The organism is Devosia sp. RR2S18, from assembly GCF_030177755.1.
Lineage (GTDB): Bacteria > Pseudomonadota > Alphaproteobacteria > Rhizobiales > Devosiaceae > Devosia > Devosia rhizosphaerae.
In genome coordinates, this window is record NZ_CP126539.1 from 1,783,066 (window position 1) to 1,805,718 (window position 22,653).

Annotated in this window: 21 protein-coding genes, 2 tRNA genes and 2 pseudogenes; 17 read left to right on the forward strand and 8 right to left on the reverse strand. The window is 60.5% G+C overall.

All coding sequences use genetic code 11. The features are described 5' to 3' along the window. Positions 1–132: 132 nt before the first annotated feature. From QOV41_RS08850 to QOV41_RS08860, 3 genes are all read right to left on the reverse strand, one after another. The gene (locus QOV41_RS08850; protein ID WP_284580892.1) at positions 133–1,446 is read right to left on the reverse strand and encodes a ferredoxin reductase family protein; all 1,314 of its coding nucleotides are present in this window, start codon (positions 1,444–1,446) and stop codon (positions 133–135) included. A gap of 116 nt (positions 1,447–1,562) precedes the next feature. Continuing rightward, positions 1,563–1,970: a VOC family protein gene (locus QOV41_RS08855; protein WP_284580893.1), complete on the reverse strand. Its 408-nt coding sequence runs from the start codon at positions 1,968–1,970 to the stop codon at positions 1,563–1,565. 274 nt (positions 1,971–2,244) lie between these two features. Beyond that, on the reverse strand, positions 2,245–2,574 hold the full coding sequence (locus QOV41_RS08860) for a hypothetical protein (protein ID WP_284580895.1): 330 nt from the start codon (positions 2,572–2,574) through the stop codon (positions 2,245–2,247). Positions 2,575–2,709: 135 nt separating this feature from the next. Between QOV41_RS08860 and mgtE the strand changes: the two genes are divergently transcribed. From mgtE to QOV41_RS08880, 4 genes are all read left to right on the forward strand, one after another. After that, the gene (gene mgtE / locus QOV41_RS08865; RefSeq protein WP_284580897.1) at positions 2,710–4,125 is read left to right on the forward strand and encodes a magnesium transporter; all 1,416 of its coding nucleotides are present in this window, start codon (positions 2,710–2,712) and stop codon (positions 4,123–4,125) included. 324 nt (positions 4,126–4,449) lie between these two features. Beyond that, on the forward strand, positions 4,450–5,127 hold the full coding sequence (locus tag QOV41_RS08870) for a glutathione S-transferase family protein (protein WP_284580898.1): 678 nt from the start codon (positions 4,450–4,452) through the stop codon (positions 5,125–5,127). Further along, the gene (locus tag QOV41_RS08875; protein WP_284580900.1) at positions 5,124–5,549 is read left to right on the forward strand and encodes a DUF1489 family protein; all 426 of its coding nucleotides are present in this window, start codon (positions 5,124–5,126) and stop codon (positions 5,547–5,549) included. Before QOV41_RS08870 ends, QOV41_RS08875 begins: the two co-directional genes overlap by 4 nt. 99 nt (positions 5,550–5,648) lie before the next feature. Next, on the forward strand, positions 5,649–6,491 hold the full coding sequence (locus QOV41_RS08880; protein ID WP_284580901.1) for a division plane positioning ATPase MipZ: 843 nt from the start codon (positions 5,649–5,651) through the stop codon (positions 6,489–6,491). A 41-nt stretch (positions 6,492–6,532) separates the two neighbouring features. Here QOV41_RS08880 and QOV41_RS08885 read toward each other — a convergent pair whose 3' ends face one another. After that, the gene (locus QOV41_RS08885) at positions 6,533–6,805 is read right to left on the reverse strand and encodes a hypothetical protein (protein ID WP_284580902.1); all 273 of its coding nucleotides are present in this window, start codon (positions 6,803–6,805) and stop codon (positions 6,533–6,535) included. A gap of 78 nt (positions 6,806–6,883) precedes the next feature. Beyond that, the gene (locus QOV41_RS08890; protein WP_284580904.1) at positions 6,884–8,425 is read right to left on the reverse strand and encodes an SPOR domain-containing protein; all 1,542 of its coding nucleotides are present in this window, start codon (positions 8,423–8,425) and stop codon (positions 6,884–6,886) included. Positions 8,426–8,936: 511 nt separating this feature from the next. Here QOV41_RS08890 and clpS point away from each other — a divergent pair. The 6 genes and pseudogenes from clpS to QOV41_RS08920 all read left to right on the forward strand — a co-directional run. After that, positions 8,937–9,356 carry an ATP-dependent Clp protease adapter ClpS gene (clpS, locus tag QOV41_RS08895; RefSeq protein WP_284580905.1) on the forward strand — a complete coding sequence of 140 codons (420 nt, stop codon included), beginning with the start codon at positions 8,937–8,939 and terminating at the stop codon, positions 9,354–9,356. Between the two features lie 9 nt (positions 9,357–9,365). Then, positions 9,366–11,708, forward strand: coding sequence for an ATP-dependent Clp protease ATP-binding subunit ClpA (gene clpA / locus QOV41_RS08900; protein WP_284580907.1), 2,343 nt, complete (start codon positions 9,366–9,368; stop codon positions 11,706–11,708). A 267-nt stretch (positions 11,709–11,975) separates the two neighbouring features. Beyond that, complete coding sequence (locus QOV41_RS08905) at positions 11,976–12,248, forward strand: HU family DNA-binding protein (protein WP_284580909.1); 273 nt, start codon at positions 11,976–11,978, stop codon at positions 12,246–12,248. A gap of 133 nt (positions 12,249–12,381) precedes the next feature. Beyond that, positions 12,382–12,457 (forward strand) — tRNA-Val (locus QOV41_RS08910). 251 nt (positions 12,458–12,708) lie between these two features. Next, positions 12,709–12,785, forward strand: a tRNA-Asp gene (locus QOV41_RS08915). A gap of 340 nt (positions 12,786–13,125) precedes the next feature. Beyond that, a pseudogene (locus QOV41_RS08920) lies at positions 13,126–13,632 on the forward strand (circularly permuted type 2 ATP-grasp protein); the annotation flags it as partial. Positions 13,633–13,825: 193 nt separating this feature from the next. On the opposite strand, the gene tnpC reads toward QOV41_RS08920, so the two are convergent. The 3 genes from tnpC to tnpA all read right to left on the reverse strand — a co-directional run bounded on the left by tnpC (position 13,826) and on the right by tnpA (position 16,182). Then, positions 13,826–15,370 (reverse strand): IS66 family transposase, encoded by a 1,545-nt coding sequence (gene tnpC / locus QOV41_RS08925; RefSeq protein ID WP_284578503.1) that lies wholly within the window; start codon positions 15,368–15,370, stop codon positions 13,826–13,828. Between the two features lie 69 nt (positions 15,371–15,439). Next, positions 15,440–15,793 (reverse strand): IS66 family insertion sequence element accessory protein TnpB, encoded by a 354-nt coding sequence (tnpB, locus tag QOV41_RS08930; protein WP_284577182.1) that lies wholly within the window; start codon positions 15,791–15,793, stop codon positions 15,440–15,442. After that, the gene (tnpA, locus tag QOV41_RS08935; protein WP_284577183.1) at positions 15,790–16,182 is read right to left on the reverse strand and encodes an IS66-like element accessory protein TnpA; all 393 of its coding nucleotides are present in this window, start codon (positions 16,180–16,182) and stop codon (positions 15,790–15,792) included. The genes tnpB and tnpA overlap by 4 nt, the downstream gene beginning before the upstream one ends. A gap of 86 nt (positions 16,183–16,268) precedes the next feature. On the opposite strand from tnpA, the pseudogene QOV41_RS08940 reads away from it, so the two are divergent. The 7 genes and pseudogenes from QOV41_RS08940 to QOV41_RS08970 form a co-directional block, all read left to right on the forward strand. Next, positions 16,269–17,186: pseudogene (locus QOV41_RS08940) on the forward strand (circularly permuted type 2 ATP-grasp protein); the annotation flags it as partial. Between the two features lie 22 nt (positions 17,187–17,208). Beyond that, entirely contained in the window at positions 17,209–18,150 is a 942-nt protein-coding gene (locus QOV41_RS08945; protein ID WP_284580911.1) for an alpha-E domain-containing protein, read from the forward strand. A gap of 7 nt (positions 18,151–18,157) precedes the next feature. After that, a complete protein-coding gene (locus QOV41_RS08950; protein WP_284580912.1) occupies positions 18,158–18,955 on the forward strand; it encodes a transglutaminase family protein in 798 nt (265 codons plus the stop codon). Between the two features lie 31 nt (positions 18,956–18,986). Beyond that, positions 18,987–19,712 (forward strand): proteasome-type protease, encoded by a 726-nt coding sequence (locus tag QOV41_RS08955; RefSeq protein ID WP_284580913.1) that lies wholly within the window; start codon positions 18,987–18,989, stop codon positions 19,710–19,712. Positions 19,713–19,907: 195 nt separating this feature from the next. Further along, on the forward strand, positions 19,908–20,942 hold the full coding sequence (locus QOV41_RS08960; protein WP_284580914.1) for an ABC transporter substrate-binding protein: 1,035 nt from the start codon (positions 19,908–19,910) through the stop codon (positions 20,940–20,942). Positions 20,943–21,031: 89 nt separating this feature from the next. Then, the gene (locus QOV41_RS08965) at positions 21,032–21,787 is read left to right on the forward strand and encodes an ABC transporter ATP-binding protein (RefSeq protein ID WP_415926771.1); all 756 of its coding nucleotides are present in this window, start codon (positions 21,032–21,034) and stop codon (positions 21,785–21,787) included. Beyond that, positions 21,784–22,602 (forward strand): ABC transporter permease, encoded by an 819-nt coding sequence (locus tag QOV41_RS08970; protein WP_284580918.1) that lies wholly within the window; start codon positions 21,784–21,786, stop codon positions 22,600–22,602. The genes QOV41_RS08965 and QOV41_RS08970 overlap by 4 nt, the downstream gene beginning before the upstream one ends. Positions 22,603–22,653 lie beyond the last annotated feature (51 nt).

Sequence of the window (22,653 nt, forward strand, 5' to 3'; positions counted from 1 at the left end):
ACTGCTGGGGCGGGCACCGTCAGGCGTCAAACGTTGAGCACCACGCCGAAGCCCAGCGCGAGAGCGACGACGAACGCAATAAGTGCAATGGCAAGGATCAGTGCCAGCCGAGTTCTCATGGCGCCTAGCTCCTCATACCATGCCGAAGACTTCAGAATCGATGTTGCTATCGGGCACTCCCATCTCCTCGAGAGTGGATTTGATCCCCTCCGTCATCGGCGTGGGGCCACAAAGGAGGAACTTGTAGCCGTCGAGATCGCCGGGGAGATGCTTCTCGAGGATCTCCCGGGTCACATAGCCTTTCTCGACATTGGCACCGGGCGGCGGATCCTCCACCACATGCACGAGCTTGAAGTTGAGGCTCTTCTGCATCTCGGCTAGTTCCTCGCGAAACGCGGCGCTTTCCAAATCGGGATTGGCATAAAACAGTACTGTCGGATGGTCATCACCTCGCGCCTGCATGGCTTTGAGGTTTGAGAGCATGGGCGTGATGCCGATGCCCCCGGCAATCATTGCGAAGCCCTTCACCGGCTTTTCCCGCTCCGTGGTGAAGACGCCGAATGGCCCTTCCAAATAGCCGATGTCTCCGGGCTTGGCCTTGACAACCGCATTGGAGAAATCCCCAAGGGGTTTGATGGAGAGCGTGACGTTGGGCCCTTCCTCGGGGGCACTGGCAATGGTGAAGGGGTGCTCGTCCAGCTGGTAGGGCGAGCCTGCAAAGGTGAGCCATACGAACTGGCCGGGCTTCCATGGATTCAGCGGCTTGCCCAGTGGCTCGAACACCAGGGTATGGGCACCGCCGCGCTCCTCGGTGTTACTCACCACCCGCCAGGGATTGCGCCGCTGTAGCCAGGGCTTGCCGACGCGCAGCCACACCAGCAGCAGCACCCACGCCAAGGTGACGCCGAGCCACAGGGCCCGCGTTTCTACGGCGGCGGTAAAGCGCCCGACGCCAAGGACATGGGAGATCGCGGCTCCGAAGCCGATGACGGCGAGCCCAAAATGCACGTAGCGCCAGAACTCGTACTCAAGCTTGAGCCACTTGCGGAACTCGGAGGTCACCACCAAGAGACCAAAGGCAACGAGCGCCACCCGGCCCGAGGTCAGCTCCCACCGCGCCTCCAGCGGGTTGAGCTCACCAAGTTCCGCCTCGAACCAGAAGTAGAGAATGCCGAAATGTCCAAGGATGACACCCAGCGTGCCCAGCGCGAGATAGCGGTGGAAGAGATAGACGATGTCGGCACCGAAGGGGTAGGTCAGCGCGCGAAAGCGGGCGGTTAGGGCAAACTGCATGCCGGTGAGGGCAAGGGCGCCAAAGCCAAGCCCCATGGAGAAATCCCACAGCAGGTTGCGTCCATCGACCCTCTCACCGGCGAGCAGTACCGCAAAGGGGAGCGCCAGGACCACGAAGGCGGCGAATACCCAGGCCACTGCTTGCTGTTTCATGCATGCTCCTCGTCGTCGTTCAAAGAACAACGACAGGAGGGGGGGCTCGTTCCCCTAGGGAGAGTCGGCCCGTTTGTTACATGCGCAGAATTCTCGTTCAGCTTGCCCGCGTCAATTTAGCTTTCCGCTGGCGAGTCGATAACCCAGGTGACACCGAAGCGGTCCATGGTCAGGCCGAACCCTGGAGACCATGGCTGAGACTCGAAGGGCATGAGCACGGTGCCCCCTTGGGACAGCGCCTTGAAAATGCGACGAGCCTCCTCGACAGAGTCAGCGGCGACGGTGACGCTGTAGCCGCTGCGGCCGGAAAAATCCTGCATGTCCTGACCCATCAGCGCCTGGTCGCCGATGTCAATCCAGGCATGAACGATCCGGTCCAGGCGATCCTCAGGGACGCCTTCGGCCATTCCAGGCATGTCGCGATGACTCAACATGCCGCGGATCTCGCCACCCAGAATGCGGGCATAGGTGGTGAACGCCTCGCGGCAATCGCCGTCGAAATCAATGTTGGCAACGACTTTCATGACCCATTCCTTTGGTTGTGGAGCAAACATAGCAAGCCATCTCAACACGCATGTGACTGATGCTATCCCCCGATGACCTGCCTCATCCCGTCAGGACGAACAGGACAGGCTGATTTCGACACGTTCTTGAAACGCAGGACGAATTTTCCTTGGTGCCACACTGGAGTTGCTCCCGCTCGCGTGACGCGGGCTAGCGTCCGCGTCCGGCGTGTTACAGAGGAGCCGCGGTGGGCGCGGATTTCCACCCTTGGAGAGCTGTTGCTCAGCGGATAGTCTAGTCCGGCGTCACGTAGCGCCGAGCATCATCCAGTCGGAGCGACAGCTCCTCGTTGTCAATCTTGTCGAGGTGGATCAGTACGGCCGTCTGGCCCACGAGGTCATCGGATTCGAAGTAGATGGTGGGCGAGATGTCGAGGAGGAGTGCTTTCTGTTCCGCGGGGCAGGGCAGCATCAGGGTCTTGCTGCTGAGCAGGCGCGCAAAGGGCTTATCGCCAACCATCAGTTCGGGTTGCTCGCCGGTGCCGCCGCGCCGGAGATTGTCGAGCCCGCGACCCCGTGCCAGGGTTTCGATGCGGGAGAGGGCGGTATCGAGCTCGGAAGACATGGCAGACATCCTTTTGAGGCGTGCAATTTTCGGTGCTTACGGCGCCAAACCGCTTTGCCCACTCTGGCGGAACGACGTCCGATTGGCTACAGCTTGGCCCGCCCCCGAAACTCCCGTGCCACGCAAAGGGCTCCCATGAGCACAGACCTCGAGACAGAACCCAGGCTAGAGCCTGGGATTGATACCAGTGCGCTGCGCGACGAGAACGATCGCATCAGCATGCATTGGCTCGAGCGCTTGCGCGCTTATCTCGAGGCTGGCCGGGCCGAGGACGTCGCCGAGGTGATGGCGCCGCTACATGCGGCTGATGTAGGCGACGTGCTCGAGGCGCTGAACGGCGATGAGCGCCTGCTTCTGCTGCGGCAGCTGGGCCGGCGTTTCGATTATTCGGCGCTGACCGAAGTCGATGACAGTGTGCGCGCGCAACTCATGGAGGAGCTGCCCAATGCCGAAATCGCCCGTGGCGTGGCGGGGCTGGACAGCGACGACGCCATCTACATTCTCGAGGACCTCGATCAGGAGGATCGCGACGAGGTCTTGGCCAAGTTGCCGACCTTCGAGCGGCTGAGCCTGAAACGCAGTCTCGACTTTCCCGAAGACTCCGCCGGGCGGCGGATGCAGACCGACTTCATCGCCATTCCGCCGTTCTGGACGGTGGGTCAGACCATCGATTATCTGCGTCGCGAACAGGACCTGCCGGACGAGTTCTACCAAATCTACGTGGTCGACGCGTCCTATCAGGTGCTCGGCACCATTCCGCTTGACAAGTTCCTCCGGGCGCCGCGCGTGACGCCCATCGAAGCGCTGATGAACACCAACCTCGTGCTGGTCGATGCCAATGTCGACCAGGAGGACGCGGCCCGCGAATTCGAGCGCTATGACCTGGTCGAGGTTGGCGTGGTCGACGAAAGCCGACGCCTGGTGGGTGTGCTTACCATCGACGACATGGTGGACGTCATTACCGAGGAGGCCGACGAAGACATCCGCCTGCTGGCGGGCGTGGGCGACGAGGATATTTCGGATTCCACCATGGATACGGTGCGCAGCCGCGTACCGTGGCTGGTGGTCAACCTCATTACGGCGGTGGCGGTGTCGGTGGTGATCGGCTTTTTCGATGCCACGATCGAGCAGATGGTGGCGCTGGCCGTTCTTATGCCCATCGTCGCATCCATGGGCGGCAATGCCGGGGCCCAGACCATGACGGTGACTGTTCGGGCCCTGGCCATGCGTGAACTCGATGGCCCTCGCCTCAAGCGTCTCATCACCCGCGAGGTGGTGGTAGGCTTCGTCAATGGCGTGATTTTTGCGTTTTTAATCGGCATCGTCACCTGGTTGCGCTTCGGCGATGCGGAACTGGGCGTGGTGATCGCGCTCGCCATGATCATCAATCTGATTGTGGCGGGGACCGCGGGCATTCTGATTCCGCTCACTCTCGATAAATTCAAGGCGGACCCAGCGATCGCCTCGGCGGTATTCGTTACGACCATCACAGACGTGGTCGGATTCTTCGCTTTTCTGGGTATTGCGGGGCTGTGGTTCGGCCTGTTCTAGGCTCCGCTCGACGGCTTTTCGCACTGTGCACTGTTGCAGTTTGGTCGCTTGCTAACCATCTTTGGCGCGGTTAACGTTTTGCTACCGGATGGCGCGAGCGACATGCTCTCGCCCCGGAGTGAGGCTGACAAGGAGCACTGTATGCGAAGTCAACCGAAGACCAATATGTGGCGGGCTGCGAGCTGGACGCTGGTATGCCTGATGTCCATGGGACTGGTTTTCTCTGTTGTTGCCGGCGTCTAGCGCCTGAGTTCTTCACTTACTCCATTGGAAGGGCGCCCTGGCCACCGGGGCGCCCTTTCTTCGTCGTCCACGAGGTTTTCTATGAAGCTGCTGATCGGCAATCGCAATTATTCGACGTGGTCTCTCCGGCCGTGGCTGGTGCTGACCCATTTTGAAATTCCGTTCGAGGACGAGGTGCTGCAGTTGTCAGGGCCCGGCTGGCAGGAGAACCTGCGCGAACGCTCCCCCACGGGCAAGGTGCCCGTGCTGCTCGACGGCGACCTGGTGGTGCCTGAGACGATTGCCATTATTGAATATCTGGCGGACTGTTTCCCCGACAAGCCGATCTGGCCCACCGATACTAGTCAACGCGCCCGGGCCCGCGCCGCATCGGCGGAGATGCATGCTGGCTTTACTGGTCTACGCAGCCATGCGCCGATGAACCTGCGTGCCAGTTATCCGGGCCGGGTGAACCTCGACACGGTCGCCAAGGACCTCAAGCGCCTCGAAGCGCTCTGGGGTGAACTGTTGCTGGCATCAGGTGGCCCGTTCCTGTTCGGCGCCTTCACGGCTGCCGACGCGATGTATGCGCCTGTGGCAACGCGTATCCGCACCTATGATCTTCCGGTGTCGGACGTTGCGGGAGAGTACGTGGAGTCCATCTATGGCCTGCCGGCTTTCCAGACCTGGCTGGCCGAGGCGCTTAAGGAGCCGTGGGTTGTCGACGACGATGAGATCGACGTGATCCAGGGCCGGATCCCGCCGGGAGTGCTCGCATGATCCACATGATCAAGCTCAGCGTGGGGGTGTCCAGCTTCGAGGAGTTGGAGAGTTATCGCGACCAGCGCGCCCATTGGTGGGGTGCCGATTATGGCGAGGAGGTGCATGTGCACCGCACCCGCATGATGCCCAAGCGGGCCAAGGAGATGGAGGGCGCCTCGTCCATTTACTGGGTGATCTCGGGGCAGGTGGTATGCCGCCAGCCGATTCTGCGGTTGGCGCCCTACACCAATGAGGAAGGCAAGGACTACTGCGACATTATCATGTCGCGCGACATGATCCGCACTGTGCCCTACCCGAAGCGCCCCTTTCAGGGCTGGCGCTACCTGCGGCCGGAAGACGCGCCGCCCGATCTCGGCGCCAACGAGAACGGCGGATCGCTGGAGATTGCCGCCGATCTGGCGCGGCTCGGTCTCATTTAGAGACGACATTCGCGTGTCATCGGCCCTCCGTTAAAGACCTGTTAACCATGCGGGCCGTTGTCTGCGTATGGGGCAAGGTTTCTGATTTGGAGTCGGCACATGGCGCGGACTGGTGCGCATGTCATCGTGGTGGGGAACGAAAAGGGCGGGTCGGGCAAGTCGACCACCGCGTTCCACCTGGCAATCTATCTGCTGTTCGAAGGTTATCGCGTGGCCACGATCGACGTGGACAGCCGGCAGCAGACGTTCACGCACTATGTGCGCAATCGCCGCGCGCACATGCAGGAGCGCGGGCTTAGCTTGCCCAATCCAAAGCATTTCCACCTGCCGTCGGCCTGGGGCGATTCCATCAAGGAGAACCAGCGCGCCGAGTTCGACATCTTCCGCCGTGCGGTGGGGGAGGTGGAGGACAATGTCGACTTCCTGATCATCGATACGCCCGGTTTCGACACCAATTTGTCGCGCCTGTCGCATTCACTGGCTGACACGCTCGTGACGCCGGTCAATGACAGCCTGATTGATCTCAACGTCTTGGCTCGGCTGGATCCCGATACGGGCGTGCCGATCGAGACCAGCCACTATTCGCGCCTCGTGCAGAAGGCGCGCTCCGAACGGCTTGCCGTGGATGGTGAGACCATCGACTGGGTGCTGGTGCGAAACCGCATTTCGATGTTGGGCTCGCGCAATGCGCGGCAGGTGCACGCCACGCTTGATACGATCGCCAGCCGTTTCGGCTGCCGCATGGCCGATGGCATCGCCGAGCGCGTGATATTCCGCTCGCTCTTTCCGATCGGCATGACCGTGTTTGATCCGGTGGAGGATGCGGCAGCCGAGGCTTCGTCGTCGCACGCCAGCGCCCGCCAGGAGTACAGAAACCTAGTCGCGGCGCTCAACCTGCCGCTGCCGCATCGCTTCCGCGAGCCGATGCGCCTCTCGGCCTGAGACGGCAAGGAGCGACCAGCGGGGCTACCCCGCTGGTGGGTTCAGGCGCGTTCGCCGAAACTCATGTGCACGGCGCGCTTGCCACCTGGTGCAAAGACATCGAGATCCACCTGGACCGGCCGCTGCGCCATGCGACGGGTGCGGGCCGATAGCGCCAGTACGACACCGAGCAGATCGCTCACTGAGCGTTTGCGTGGCAGCATGCGGCCGGTCATTCCGGCCAAGGCGCGATTGCGGATCGCCATATCTGGCGAGGCCAGACTGGAGCGGCCGACAAAACTGGCAAGCTCCTGAAGGGCGTTACGTTCACTCATTGGGCTACTCCAAACACAGGCACCAATGCTTCCCTTACTGGCCGGCAGCCCATGGGCCCCGGCTCATTTTTGTTGTGCCTAACCCTGCATGGCCAGGCAGCTCAAATTTTGTTCCTTGAGCTGATTGCAGACAGCGCTGGCATCGTCACGGTCACCGAAGCCGACGAAACGGGCTCGATAGAAGGTCTGGCCGTTCTTCTCAAACCGTTCCACATAGGAGCGGAAATCGTTTAGATTGCCGACCTTGCCGGCAGCGTCCGAAAGCATGGCGCGGGCACTATCCTCTGAGGGCCCGGCACCGATCTGCACTACCCAGCCCCCGACCGCGCCGGCAGCAGCGGTGTCGTTTGCTGCCTGGCCGGTCGAATTGGTCGGACTGAAATCGAGGGGCGCCGAAGGGGTGGTCTGGCCGAGCGCGGATGGGGGCGCACCGAGCTTGTAGCTGTCGCTGAGCCAGGCGCCGATCACGTCGGCATTGGGGTACTCTACCTGCGGCGACTGCGAAGGTGCGGCGAGTACGGTAGCGGCTTCCACCGCGGAGGCTGCCGGTGGCGTCACCGGAACCGGTGCCGCGCTGGCGACCATCACTTCGGGCATGGGCTGGGCCGGAGAAGTCTGCGGACGAGCGCCATTGGCAGCAACCAGTTCGGCCAGGCGCCAGCCGGGCAGGGGCTTGGGCATGACGAAGACAGGCTGCGGCTGCGCAAACGCCACCTGCACATTGCCCTGGCGACCGGGCTGCGGCACCAGCGCTGCCTGTAGGTAATCGCCGCGACGCCCCTTGCTGAAGTAGTTGGAAACCAGCTGCCGCACCTTTTCGTCACGTGCCGCTGCAGAATTGAAGCCAAAGGCAACCACGATGACGTGGCGGCCGTCACTGCGGGCGGCGGTCAGCAGGTTGGAGCCGGCGGCGTTGATGTAGCCGGTCTTGATGCCGTCCACGATACCCTTATAGCCCAACACGCGGTTGTGGTTTCCGTAGGTCTTCTTGCCGTAGCTGAAGCTCTTGGTCTGGAACAGGTCGTAGTAGTTGGGGAAGTGCTGGTAGATGGCAGCTCCGAGGATCGCCTGGTCGCGAACCGTGGTGATCTGGCCGCCATCGGGCAGGCCCGAAGCGTTGCGGTAGGTGGTCGAGCGCATGCCCATGGCGCGGGCCGTGGCGGTCATGCGTTCGGCAAATCTGGATTCGCTGCCGGAAATGTGTTCGGCAATCACGCGGGCCATATCGTTGGCCGAGAGCGTCACCAGCGACTTCATTGCGTCTTCAACGGTGATGGTCGAGCCAGCGCGCAAGCCCAGCTTTGTGGGCACCGCGGACGCCGCATGCTTGGAAACCGTCATCTTGGTAGAAAGCTTGAGGTTGCCCGCACTCAATTCCTGGAAGACGACATAGAGCGTCATCACCTTGGCGACAGACGCCGGATAGCGGCGGGAGTCGGCGTGCTCCTCGTAGAGGACCTGACCCGACTTGGCATCAACGACGATGCCCGCATATTTTCTAAGGTTTTCGATCGCTTGGGCGGGTGCCACCATCGGGGTGGACACTGCCAAGGTTACGAGGACTGCGGCCAGGGCGCGGAAGAGGACGACGCGCCACGGGGTTTTCGCCTGAGAAGCCACCCGGAACTCCAACTCTTTTTACCTGTCACTGCTGTGACTGGTTACTAAACACACGGTTGCTGGTCGCGGCGCGCCCCCGCCGCCAAGCCAAGCTCGATCATGCTGAACCTATGACCCCGCCGTTACCATTCCGTAAAATGCAGTCGAATTAGGCGAGGGTGTGGAAGCTAAGTCACGGCTTGGTGATGTCGTGGTTAACAAAAGAGTTCGGGCGAACGAAATCCACAATGCGGGCATTGCAGCTCAGCAGGCAACCGAGAGGGCACAACGGTGATGACGCATCGCACGAGCAAACCGTTGTCGGCTCCAGATTACCCTGCTCTTGAACTTGGCTACGTTTGCACCAATCTAAGGATCAACACCGGCCGCCGCGAGGCAGCATGCCAAGCCGGTTTTTCTCAAACACCCTCCTCACAATATTGGGAATCCACTCAGCTTAAAACCGGGCTGGATTTGCCTACATAATGGGTCCACCATGCTGCTTCGTCCGATCCACGACAGTTGCCCGAAGATGACCACCGAACTTCTCTCAAAGACCACCACCGCAGCCGATTTCCTCCACATCGTGGAGCGAGTTCCCCTGGTTGATGGTCCCAACGATGATGATGGCGGGAAGCGCGGCGAGGGCAAGAGCGGCACCGAGACGGGCACCATCACCCGTACGCGGCCTAAGACCAAACGCCCGAACCTCTATCGGGTCCTGCTCCTCAATGACGACTACACCCCAATGGAGTTTGTCATTCTCGTCCTGCAAGACGTCTTCAACAAATCACGTGAAGAGGCCGTGCAGATCATGCTGCATGTTCACCAAAAGGGGGTGGGTGAATGTGGCGTCTACCCATACGAGGTCGCCGAAACCAAGGTGACCCGCGTCATGGACACAGCACGCAAGAACCAGCATCCGCTGCAATGCGTGATGGAAAAGCAATAGGAACATCATATGCCCTCATTTTCCCGCGGACTTGAAAAGGCTCTGCATCAGGCGATGAACCTGGCGCGTGAGCGCAACCACGAGTTCGCTACGCTCGAGCACCTCTTGCTGGCCCTGACCGACGACCGCGAAACGATCGCCGTGCTGACCGGCTGCGACGTCGACATCGACGCGCTCAAGAGCGACCTAGAAGATTTCATCAACGAAGAGCTGGACAGCCTCATCGTGGCCAATGGCCAGGATGCGCGCCCCACGGCCGCCTTCCAGCGCGTTATTCAGCGCGCCGTAATCCACGTCCAATCCTCGGGCCGCGAGGAAGTTACCGGTGCCAATGTACTGGTGGCGATCTTTGCGGAACGTGAAAGCCATGCCGCCTATTTCCTGGAACAGCAGGATATGAGCCGGCTCGATGCCGTCAATTTCATCAGCCACGGGATCACCAAGTCCGGTCCCAGCGAGGAGCGCAAGGTGCGTGGTGCCGAAGAGGGTGAAGGCGGTGCCGAAGGCGCCAGCGGTGACGGCAAGAAGAGCTCGGCACTGGCCGACTTCTGCGTCAACCTCAATGACAAGGCCCGCCAGGGCAAGATCGACCCGCTGATCGGCCGCGATGCCGAGCTGCGTCGTACGATCCAGGTGCTCTGCCGACGGTCCAAGAACAACCCGCTTTATGTGGGTGACGCTGGCGTCGGCAAGACCGCCATCGCCGAGGGCCTAGCCCGCAAGATCAACGAGGGCGATGTGCCCGAAGTGCTCAAGGAGGCGGTCATCTACGCCCTCGACATGGGTTCGCTCCTGGCTGGCACCCGCTATCGCGGTGACTTCGAAGAGCGCCTCAAGGCCGTCATGAAGGAACTCGAGAAGCAGCCCAATTCGGTGCTGTTCATCGACGAGATCCACACCATGATCGGCGCTGGTGCGACCTCGGGTGGGGCCCTCGATGCCTCGAACCTGCTGAAGCCGGCTCTCGCCTCTGGCGCGATCCGCTGCATTGGCTCGACCACCTACAAGGAATACCGCCAGTTCTTCGAGAAGGACCGGGCGCTGGTCCGTCGTTTCCAGAAGATCGACGTCAACGAGCCGTCCGTTCCCGATGCCATCGAGATAGTGCGGGGTCTGCGGCCCTATTTTGAAGAGTTCCATAAGATCCAGTACACCGATGACGCGCTGACCGCAGCGGTGGAACTGAGCGCGCGGTATATCAACGACCGCAAGCTGCCCGATAAGGCGATCGATGTGCTCGACGAGACGGGTGCCAGCCAGATGCTGGTGACCGAGGACAAGCGTAAAAAGATCATCGATGTCGAGGACATCGAGGCAACCATTGCCACCATTGCTCGCATACCGCCCAAATCGGTCAGCAAGTCTGATGCGGAACTGCTGAGCGGTCTTGAGAAAAGCTTGCGGACGGTGGTCTTCGGACAGGATCAGGCGATCACGGCGCTGTCTTCGGCAATCAAACTGGCCCGTGCCGGCCTGCGGGAACCAGAAAAGCCGATCGGTTCCTATCTCTTCACTGGCCCGACCGGTGTGGGCAAAACCGAGGTGGCCAAGCAACTCGCCGATACCCTGGGCGTGGAACTGCTGCGGTTCGACATGTCAGAGTATATGGAGCGGCATACCGTGTCGCGCCTGATCGGTGCCCCTCCGGGCTATGTCGGCTTCGACCAAGGCGGCCTGCTCACCGATGGCGTGGACCAGCATCCGCACTGCGTAGTGCTGCTCGACGAAATCGAGAAGGCGCATCCCGATCTCTACAACATCCTGTTGCAGGTGATGGACCACGGCAAGCTAACTGACCACAACGGCAAGTCGGTCGATTTCCGCAACGTCATCCTGATCATGACGTCCAATGTGGGTGCTGCAGAACTGGCCCGTTCGCCGATCGGCTTCGGCCGCAAGCGCGAGCAGGGGGATGACGAAGAGGCGATCAATCGCACCTTCACGCCCGAGTTCCGCAACCGGCTCGATGCGATCATCTCCTTCGCGCCGCTGCCGCAGGAGGTGGTTCGCCGCGTGGTCGAGAAGTTCGTTCTGCAGCTCGAGGGCCAGTTGGCCGAGCGGGGCGTTACCATCGATCTCACGCCGGAAGCTGCCGATTGGCTGGCCGAGCACGGCTATGACGAACGCATGGGAGCGCGCCCGCTGGGTCGCGTAATCCAGGAATACGTCAAGAAGCCGCTGGCTGACCAGGTGTTGTTCGGCGAACTCGTCAATGGCGGGCAGGTGACCGTCGCCGTGGTCGGCGAGGGGGCCGAGGCCAAGCTCGAGCTGATCGCGACGCCACCACGTCCTGCCAAGCCCAAGGCGCTGCCCAAGCCCAAAAAGCCCAAGGCAACTGCCGACAAGAACTAAGGAAAAGGCCGGGAGCGATCCCGGCCTTTTCGTTTCTGGCCAGGAAGCATTCGGCAAAATGCCGCTAAATCACTCATTAGCCCCGGAAAACCGGGAAAATGCTGATGGAAGGCTTGCAGCCTCCACTTTTCCAGTTCATTAACGGAATCGCACCGTCCGGCCTCGTAAAAACCCCGGAATTCCTTGCGTTCTGCGCAGAATCGACAAAGGGTGACCGCGTTTTCAAGGTCCCCCAGCGAGGGCGGGCATTCACTGTGAGGAAACGCTATGAACAAGAACGATCTGGTTGGCGTCGTTGCCGACAAGGCGACGATCACCAAGGCACAGGCCGCTGAAGCGGTTGACGCAGTGTTCGAGGCCATCACCAACTCCCTGAAGGCCGGCGAAGAAGTCCGCCTCGTTGGTTTCGGTACCTTTGCCGTGTCGCAGCGCAAGGCTTCCACTGGCCGCAACCCTGCCACTGGCGCCGAGATCAGCATCCCGGCCTCTAACCAGGCCAAATTTAAGCCCGGCAAGGGCCTGAAGGACGCGATCAACTAAGCTGGTCCATGATCGCATGGCGAGTGGCCCCGAGCGCTTTGCGCCGGGGCCACTTTGTTTTTGTCTGCCCGCTTGACGGATAGGAGCGGGGGCCCTATCAGGGCGCCATCCCAGCGGCGCTTCGCGCTGCGGCGGGCGATTAGCTCAGTTGGTAGAGCGCTTCGTTTACACCGAAGATGTCGGCGGTTCGAGCCCGTCATCGCCCACCATTCTTCCGCACATCAATGGGTACCCGTTTCCGCAGCACATTGCGCCTAAGTGCGGCAGTGGATGCTGTGAGGCGCAATTCTCATCCTTCGCTGCAGTTTTTCTCCGCAACAGCCTCAACATATGAGCTTTTCCACAGGCGGTTGTGGGAATTTTGAGAATCTCGCGACATTCCTGCTTTGGCCGCTTGACTTGCCCCCAGCCCCTCGGTAAACGGACCTCACGTTGCAGGAACGCCTCGCGTTCCAATGCTGCGGGAGTAGCTCAGTTGGTTAGAGCGCCGGCCTGTCACGCCGGAGGTCGCGGGTTCGAGCCCCGTCTCTCGCGCCAACGTTTTCAGGCCGTTAGCCGAAAACGTGGTGGTCAGCTGTCAACATCCTCTTCCAACTTGTTCTCGGCTTCTTGTCGTTGGTTGCGACCGATGTGTGTGGCTCTATCTCCTCCTTGCCGCATGGACGAGACGTCGCAGCGACCCGCAGGTTAGGGGGACGTAGCCCTTCCGCCCATCATGCGTTTTTCACTTTCTCCAAAGTGAATCCGCGGGTTCGTCATGAGCAATATCGGAGCAGCTCATTTTCTGGGCAGAGTGGTTCCCCTGCTTAGCAGGTGAACATTCGCTTGCAGCCTGCCACTTTTGGAGCTCTTATGAGTTCCGGTGCAGGAGAGTGGCGTGCCTCCATTCAATGAAATGCTATGTGCAGATGGCCGGGTCAGGGCTCCCTATGAACCTGTAAAGGCGTGGCTTGATCAGAAGACGCCGGCCGCGCTGGAGAAGAAGGCCCTGGATGCCGAGGGCGTGTTTCGGCGGACCGGGATCACCTTTGCAGTCTATGGCGAAGACGCGACTGCCGAGCGACTGATCCCCTTCGACATCGTGCCGCGGATCATCACGGGAAGTGAGTGGCGATATCTGTCACAGGGCATCGAGCAGCGTGTGATGGCGATCAATGCGTTTCTGGACGACATCTACCATCGCCAGGAGATCGTGCGGGCCGGGCGCATCCCCAAGCAACTGATTACGCAGAACGCGGCATTTCTGCCCGAGATGATCGGCTTCCGACCACCACAGAATGTCTACACCCACATCATCGGTGTCGATCTGGTGCGGACGGCCGAGAACCAGTTCTACGTGCTGGAAGACAATGCCCGCACCCCCTCGGGCGTGTCCTACATGGTAAGCGGTGTTCTGCGGCCACTTGGGCTCAGGGTCGAGGGAACTGAACGACGTTGTTGCCGCGCATGAAGGCGATGGCTCCTTCGCTGTTTAGAGCGGCTAAGGCAGCATCGCGCGCCTCGCTGTCGGTCTCGAACTGATTGGGAGGGCGCCTCGTTGCTGGTGGTTTCCGATTATGCCGCCAGAGCCAAGAGCGTCAATCGCCCAGCTTTGCAGCATAGTTCCACGGCAGCAGATCGTTGATGCGGCTCTGCTTGTAGTCGGCGATGATGGCGTGGAGTGTTGCGGCCAGCCAGGCATAGGGATCGACAGCGTTGAGCTTGCAGGTTTCGATCAACGAGGCGATGACAGCCCAGTTTTCAGCACCGGCATCATGGCCGGCGAAGAGCGCGTTCTTCCGGTTCAGCGCGATCGGGCGGATGGTCCGCTCAACGGTATTGTTGTCGAGCTCGATGCGGCCATCGGTGAGGAACAGCACTAACCCCGACCAGTATTTGGCGATGTAGCTCAAGGCCTCCCCAAGCGGCGCTTTCGCGGAGACGCGGGCGCGATGAAGGTCGAGCCAAGCCTTTGTCCGGGCGACGGCTGGTCCGGATCGTTCCTGGCGAGCAGCGAGACGCTGTTCGGGGCCCAGGCCTCGGATCTCGGCTTCGATGGTATAGAGCTCGCCGATGAGCCGCACACCCTCTTCCGCAATCGGGGCGGTGCCGGCGCGCGTGATCTCGATCAGCTTGCGACGGGCATGGGCCCAGCAATAGGCGAGTTGGATACCCGCGCCGACGCGGCCGGGCGCGATCAGTCGGTTGTAGCCGGCATAGCCATCCACCTGCAGGATGCCGCCAAAGCCCTGCAATATCTGTTCGGCATGAAGACCACCTCGGCCCGGGGCATAGGTGAAGGCAACACCGGGTGGTGCGGTGCCATTCCAGGGACGATCATCGCGGGCCAGGGCCCAGAAGTATCCGGTCTTGGTTTTGCGGGCACCGGGATCGAGCACTGGCGCGCGAGTTTCATCCATGAACAGCTTGGATGAGCGCTTCAGATCCGCCATTAGGGCAGCATAGACCGGACGCAACTCGAAGGCGGCCCGACCAACCCAGTCGGCCAGCGTTGAGCGGTCCAGATCAACACCCTGACGACTGAAGATCTGCGCCTGGCGATAGAGCGGGAGGTGGTCCGCATACTTGCTGACCAGGACATGGGCGACCGTGGCCTCGGTCGGCAGCCCGCCAGGGATCAGCCGAGCGGGCGCCGGCGCCTGCACCACGCCGTCGGTGCAGGACCGGCAGGCATATTTGGGGCGACGGGTCACGATCACGCGGAACTGGGCCGGGATCACGTCGAGCCGCTCGGAGACGTCCTCGCCGATGCAGTGCAGCCCGCCGCCACAGCCACAGACCAGGCTTTCGGGTTCGATGATCTCTTCGATCCGCGGCAGGTGTTTGGGGAGTGAACCACGATTGGTACTGCGCGGCTTGGCCGGACGTCGGGCCAGCCGGTCCTCGGCGTCCTCCGCGGCCTGGACAACCGCGATTGCCATTTCCAGATCCTCCAGCGCCAGCTCGAACTGGTCCGGGTCGCTCTTTTCCGATCGACGCCCGAAGGCCGCCTGCTTGAACGCGGCAACCAGCTTTTCCAGTTGAGCGATCCGCTCGTCCTTGCGCTGATCACGCACCTCCGCTGCGATCAGCATCGCCTTGAGGGCAGCAATGTCATCGGGAAGTTCGGCGGCATCGAGCATGGCCAGAATCTACCAGATCAGGCGCCGCCGATCCCGCAAAAAGACCAGCCCTGAGTCATCCTGCCGCAGTTATTCGACCGCTTCTGGTGCCCGCGCTTCTACCGCCCGAACCCGCCGCCAGTCGAGCCCAGAGAACAGCGCCTCGAACTGCGCGTGGCTCAACGTCATCAGGCCGTCCTTCACCGCAGGCCAGCTGAAGTTGTGCTCTTCGAGGCGCTTGTAGGCCATGACGAGACCCGTGCCATCCCAGTAGAGCAACTTCAGCCGATCGCTTTTGCGAGCACGGAACACGAAGACCGTGCCGGTGAACGGGTCCTCGTGCAACACGTTCTTGACCAGCGCAGCCAGGCTGTCGTGACCTTTGCGGAAGTCGATCGGCTTGGTGGCTACCATGATCCGCACCCGGTTCGAGGGGAAGATCATGTGATCGCCGTCAGTGCACGAACGACCGAAGCAATCCGGCGCGCGGAGGCACCTGGCTCCAGCCGGATGACCACCGATCCCAGCACGATCTCCGGCCCGACCGCCGCCACTGGTTCCGCCGCCGTTACATCCTCAACGACTGGAGCGACCATCAACGTCGCGAACTCCATCTGGTCCTTTGGCGCCGGTAGCACCAGCTTCCCGTTTCTAGCCATCGTCCGCCACGAGGAGACATGGTTGGCCTTCAGACCATGCCGCAGCGCGACCTCGCCCACCGTGGTCCCAGGTCGAAGTGTCTCGGCGACAATCCGAGCCTTCTCATCATCGGGCCATTGCCGGTTGCGGCGGCGCCTACCGCCACTTGTGAGAAACTCCAATGGAGCGTCCATGGAGAACCTCCCGCACCAACTTCAATCCGTGCGGAATCTCATGGCTGACAAAAGAACGGAAGGTGGGGCGGGAACACCGCTTACCCTACATGCTGGAAAACCGCGAGACTATGTTGCAGCTCTTTCCTGAGCTGTTTCAGCAGGTCAAAGTGCACCAGGTTGAGAATTATCCCCAATTGCTTCGGCAGTCGCTCGCTGCCGTAGCCCCGTCCGACAGAGAGGCCGAACGGCCTACCATCGCCGTCCTTACGCCCGGCATTCACAACTCCGCCTACTTCGAACATGCGTTCCTGGCCGATCAGATGGGCGTGGAACTGGTGGAAGGGAGTGACCTTAAGGTGGCTGATGGGCGTATCGCCATGCGCACCACTCAAGGCTACCGACCCATCGACGTTCTTTATCGCCGGGTGGATGACGCGTTCCTTGATCCACTGATGTTCCAACCAGATTCGGCGCTCGGCATCGCCGGCATCATGGATGTCTATCGAGCCGGCCGCATCACGATCGCCAATGCTCCTGGCACCGGCATCGCCGATGACAAGGCGATCTATTCCTACATGCCCGAGATCATCGAGTTCTACACGGGGCGTCGGGCTATTCTCGAGAACGTCCCCACCTATAGGTGCGCCGAGGAGGACAGCCTCAAATACGTGCTGGAGCATCTAGATGAATTGGTCGTCAAGGAGGTGCACGGTTCGGGCGGCTATGGCATGCTGGTCGGACCAGCGGCATCGCGTCAGGAGTTGGCGTCGTTCTCGGACAAGCTGCGAGCACGACCCGGAAACTACATCGCCCAGCCCACACTCGCCCTGTCGACCTCGCCGATCCTGACGAATGCCGGTCTGGCGCCGCGGCATGTGGACCTGAGGCCCTTCGTGCTCGTTTCTGATCGGATACGCATCACTCCGGGAGGATTGACCCGGGTGGCTCTAACCGAGGGGTCGCTGGTTGTAAACTCCAGCCAAGGCGGGGGCACCAAAGACACGTGGGTTTTGGATGACTAGGAGCGGGGGGAAGCGCTAGCACATGCTGTTGGGAAGAACTGCAAGCGGCCTCTTCTGGATGCACCGGTATATCGAACGTGCCGAGAACATGGCGCGCATAGTCGACGCTGGATTGCGCATGGCACTGACCCGCACATCCAATGCGTCGGAAGAGTGGTCTTCTGTAGTCCTTTCTGCTGGATGCATGGAGACGTTTTGCAACAAGCACAGTCACTTCTCGGCAGCTAACGTCTCCGATTTCCTGCTTCGTGATCCGGACAATGCCTCGAGCGTCATATCGTGTATGGAAGCCGCGCGCTTCAATGCTCGCATGGTGAGAACCGCGCTGACGAGGGATGCCTGGGAGGCTGTGAACGAGGCCTGGATGGCCCTCAAGAGCTCGCTATGCGCGCCTGTACCCGAGAGCGAGTTGCCGCCGCTGCTCGATCATATCAAGCGCGAAACCTCGTTGATCCGAGGCGCCTTCCACGGCACCATGCTGCGCAACGAGATCTTCAACTTCTCCCGGATTGGCACATTTATCGAACGCGCGGACAACACGTCCCGTATCCTCGACGTCAAGTACTACGTTCTGCTGCCGGCGATGTCCTATGTCGGCGGCACGATGGATAACCATCAATGGGAATCCATCCTGCGCTCCGTCTCCGCCCACCGTTCGTATCGGTGGGTTTACGACACGCAGTACAGTCCTACCCATATCGCCGAGTATCTCATCCTCAATGGTCGAATGCCGCGATCGCTACACTTCTGCTATCGCAATATCGTAGAAAATCTGAACTATCTGGCGGAAGATTACGAACTTCGGCTGTCCTGCCACGACATAGCTGCCAAGACGCTCACCTCGCTGCGCGGCAAGCATATTGAAGCTGTCTTCGATTCCGGGCTGCACGAATTCCTCACCGACTTCATCTATCAAAACAACAGGCTCGGTGCTGATATTGCACGCGCCTACAACTTCGATTGATCGCCCCGTGCTGCTTTCCATCAGTCACACCTCGACCTACCGCTACGATCAGCCTGTGGACTATGCCGTGCAGAGGCTGCGGCTTTGGCCGCGGAGTTCGTCCGTCCAGACTGTCCTGGACTGGAAGCTTGATATCGTGGGTGCTTCCTCGGAGCTCTCTTATGACGATGCCTTCGCCAATCGGACCGAACTACTTCGGTCGCAGCCGCACACCTCCGAGATCGTCATTCAGGCGATTGGGCAAGTTGAAACCAACGATACTGCCGGCGTTTTTGGAACCGGACTGGGCGTTGCACCCCTGTGGGTCTGCCTACGGCAGACGACGCTGACGGCCCCGGGAGAAGCGGTAAGAGATCTTGCCGGACCCCTGGCGAGTATGACCAGCCGGCTCGACCTGCTGCATATACTATCTGCGGAGATCACCAAGCGGGTCGCATACATTCCCGATAGTACCGACGTCACGACCCCAGCGGAAGTCGCGTTGGCTAGCGGCAGGGGCGTATGCCAGGATCATGCTCATGTCTTCATCGCAGCGGCGCGCCACTTGGGAGTGCCTGCCCGCTACGTCTCGGGGTATCTGCTCATGGAGGGCAGGACCGAACAGACCGCCACCCATGCCTGGGCCGAGGGCTATGTCGAGGATCTGGGCTGGGTAGGCTTTGATGCGGCCAACGGGGTCGCGCCGGACGAAAAATATGTTCGGATCGCGTGCGGGCTGGACTACGGCCAGGCTGCGCCGATCACTGGATTACGTAGGGGGGCTTCGGTGGAGTCGCTTGCCGTAGCCCTCAATGTAGAGCAGTAAGCGCTGCTCTCTGCTTTGTCTGGAAGATGTTATGACCTACTGCGTCGGTTTGAAGACGGATTATGGGCTGGTCTTCATGTCCGACACCCGGACGAATGCTGGTCTCGACAATATCTCTACCTTCTCCAAAATGCGTACTTGGGAAGTGCCCGGCGAACGCGTCATCGTCCTCTTGTCAGCGGGCAATCTCGCGACCACCCAGGCAGTTACCAGCATCTTGGACGAACGCTCCAAGGCGCCTGACGAACGCCGTCCGACGCTTCTGGACACTCCCTCGATGTTCCAGACCGCGCGTCTGATCGGGAACGTGGTCAAAGAGGTCATCAGTGCTGCTGCCACTGCCGGTCAAACAGCTGATGCATTTGCGGCCTCCTTCATCCTTGGTGGTCAGATCAAGGGCGGCGAGCCGCGCCTCTTCTACATTTATCCAGAGGGCAACTTCATTGAGTCCTCTTCGGATACGCCCTTCTTCCAGGTTGGTGAGCACAAATATGGCAAGCCGATCCTGATCCGGGCTTACGACCCGGTGATGAGCTTTGAGGACGCCATCAAGCTCTTGCTTGTCTCGTTCGACTCCACCTTGAAATCCAATCTGTCCGTCGGCCTGCCGCTGGACCTCCAAGTATACGAGAGTGGAAGCCTGCAGCTTGGCCCCAGCAGAAGGTTCGAGCGGGATGATCCTTACTATCTCGCCATCTCGGAGGGATGGTCTGACGCATTGAAGGCGGCGTTCAACAGCCTACCACCGCTAAGCTAGCGGGCTGAGTCGGAAATCCCGTACTCGCCCAAGAGCCAGATACTTGACCTAAGCGCCTCTTCCGTGAGCAAAGCGCTAGGCGGTTGACCTAATTTGTAGGCACTCGGTTTCATTGGCGTCTTCTTAGGCAGTTTTCAGTTGCATCGTGTTTTTTCATGGGGTTCTCTCTTGGGAAATAAACCTGGGGATCTCACCATGCTCACCCGCAGACACTTCGCTGCTTCGATGGCGCTTGCCGCCGGCCTCAGCCTTAGTGGCATCGCTGCACTACCAGCTTTTGCTCAGACCGCCGTCAAACTCACGCTGGACTGGCGCTTCGAAGGGCCCGCTGCCGGCTTTCTGCTAGCGCAGGACCGGGGCTACTTTGCCGACGAAGGACTCGATGTCACCATCGACACGGGCAATGGGTCGGTGGAGGCTATTCCGCGTGTTGCTACCGGTGCCTACCAGTTTGGCTTTGGCGACATCAATTCGCTGATCAAGTTCCTCGACGAAGACCCGAGTCAGCCGGTCAAGGCCGTGATGATGGTCTATGACAAGCCGGTGTTCGCCGTCGTCGGCCGCGAGTCATTGGGCATTACCGACGATCCAAAATCGCTCGAGGGTAAGAAACTCGGGGCGCCGCCACCTGACGGGGCCTTTGCTCAATGGCCGGCATTTGTCGAGGCTGCCGACATTGACACCTCCGGCATCACCCTTGAATCGATTGGATTCCCGGTCCGCGAGCCGATGCTCGCTTCCGGCGATGTCGATGGCGTATTCGGCTTTGCCTTCTCCGTCATCCTCAATCTTAAGGCCAATGGCGTGCCGGACGAGGATATCTCCACCATCCTTTTTGCCGATCATGGGCTTAATCTCTATGGCAATGCCATCCTGGTCAACGAAGCCTTCGCCGAAGAAAACCCAGAAGCGGTCACCGGCTTCCTCCGTGCGCTCGCCAAAGGCTTTGCCGATGCGGTGGCTGACCCTGTTGCCGGTGCAGAAGCTGTTTTGACGCGCAACGAGACGCTCAATCTTGAGACCGAGACCGAGCGGCTGGAAATGGCCAACGCCATGAACATCAAGACCCCTTATGTGGTCGAGAATGGTTTCGGCGGCATCGACGAAGCCCGCCTTGCCGCCTCCATTGACACTCTGAGAATCTCAATGGGACTGCAGGGAAACGTAGCTGCCGAGGACATCTTCGACGCCAGCTACTTGCCACCTGCTGAAGAGCGCATGCTGCCATAGGCTCTGGCTCTATCTCGGTCCGGGCTGACTCGCCCGGACCAACTCTCTTGGAAACGACGATGTCCCTAGTCTCGATTGAAAATGTCGACATGCGCTATGGCGGGCCTGACGGCACGCTGGCGGTCAGTGGCCTCAACATCAGGATCGAGCGGGGAGACTTCGTTGCTGTTGTCGGTCCTTCTGGATGCGGCAAGTCCACGCTGATGAAACTGGTGACGGGTCTGCACTTGCCGCAGAACGGCACAGTGATCGTCGCCGATGCTGAGGTGACCAAGCCCGTCTCCATTGTCGGCATGGCTTTTCAGAACCCAACGATGCTGCCTTGGCGGACAACGCTGGAGAATATTCTTCTCCCCCTCGAAATTGTGGAGCGCCACCGCCATCGCTTCCGCCGGCACAAGAAGGAATATGTCGAAAAAGCCGAGGCGCTGCTGGATACAGTGGGCCTGCAAGGCTTCGGCAACAAGTTTCCCTGGCAGCTATCCGGTGGCATGCAGCAGCGAGCTAATCTTTGCCGTGCGCTTATTCACGAACCTGAACTGCTCATGCTCGACGAACCCTTCGGTGCCCTGGACGCCTTCACGCGGGAGGAACTCTGGTGCGTCATCCGGGATCTCCATGCCAGCCAGAATGTCACCATCGTCCTCGTCACTCACGATCTCCGGGAGAGCGTGTTTCTGGCGGATAAAGTGGTGGTCATGAGCGCTCGGCCGGGGAAGGTGCTCGCTGAGCATCCCGTAGCGTTCGAGCGGCCTCGTGACCTTTCCATCATGTATAGCGCTGGGTTTAACGACATGGTGCAGGCGCTCCACGGCGAAATTGCCAACGCGCGGGTGGCGGCATGAGCATCGTCACGGAGAACACGGCTGTCGCCGCTACACCGCCTAGGCCTGGCTTCCGGATAAACTGGATCCGTCTGGCCCCCATTCTTTATACGATTGGATTGTTCGTCCTGTGGGAGCTGGGTGCACGGGCATCGGGCCTGCCGCATACCATCCTGCCGGCACCCTCGAGGGTGTTCGAGGCCATCGTGCAGTACTGGTCGCCCATTTGGAAGAACTCGCTCCAGACGCTTTATACAACCACGGTTGGCTTCTTGATCGCCGTTGCCGCCGGATTAGGCATCGGGCTCTTCATCGGCTGGTCCAAGACCATCTATGCTGGACTCTACCCGATCATGATCGGCTTCAATGCCATTCCCAAGGTCGCGCTCGTGCCGATCCTCGTGATCTGGTTCGGCATTGGCACGGTGCCGGCTGTGCTGACGGCCTTCCTGATCTCGTTCTTTCCTATCGTGGTCAATGTTGCCACCGGCTTGGCGACTATCGAGCCCGAGACGGAAGACGTGTTGCGGGCGCTCGGTGCCAAGAAGCTCGACATCATGCTCAAGGTCGGCGTGCCCCGTTCGATGCCGTATTTCTTCGGCTCTTTGAAGGTCGCCATCACCTTGGCCTTTGTTGGATCAGTCGTGAGCGAAACGGTCGCTTCCAACAGCGGCTTGGGCAACATGATGGCCTCGGCTCAATCCAACTTCAACGTGCCGCTCGTTTTTGCCGGCCTGTTGATGCTCGCTGTCGAGGGCATCGCCATGTACGCGCTGATGGCCTGGATTGAGAAGCGCATGACCGGCTGGGCACATCGCTCGACAATGTCTAACTGATATCAGAAGGGTCAGGTCACCGAAGTCTCAGCAATGTACCTCTGATCCGCG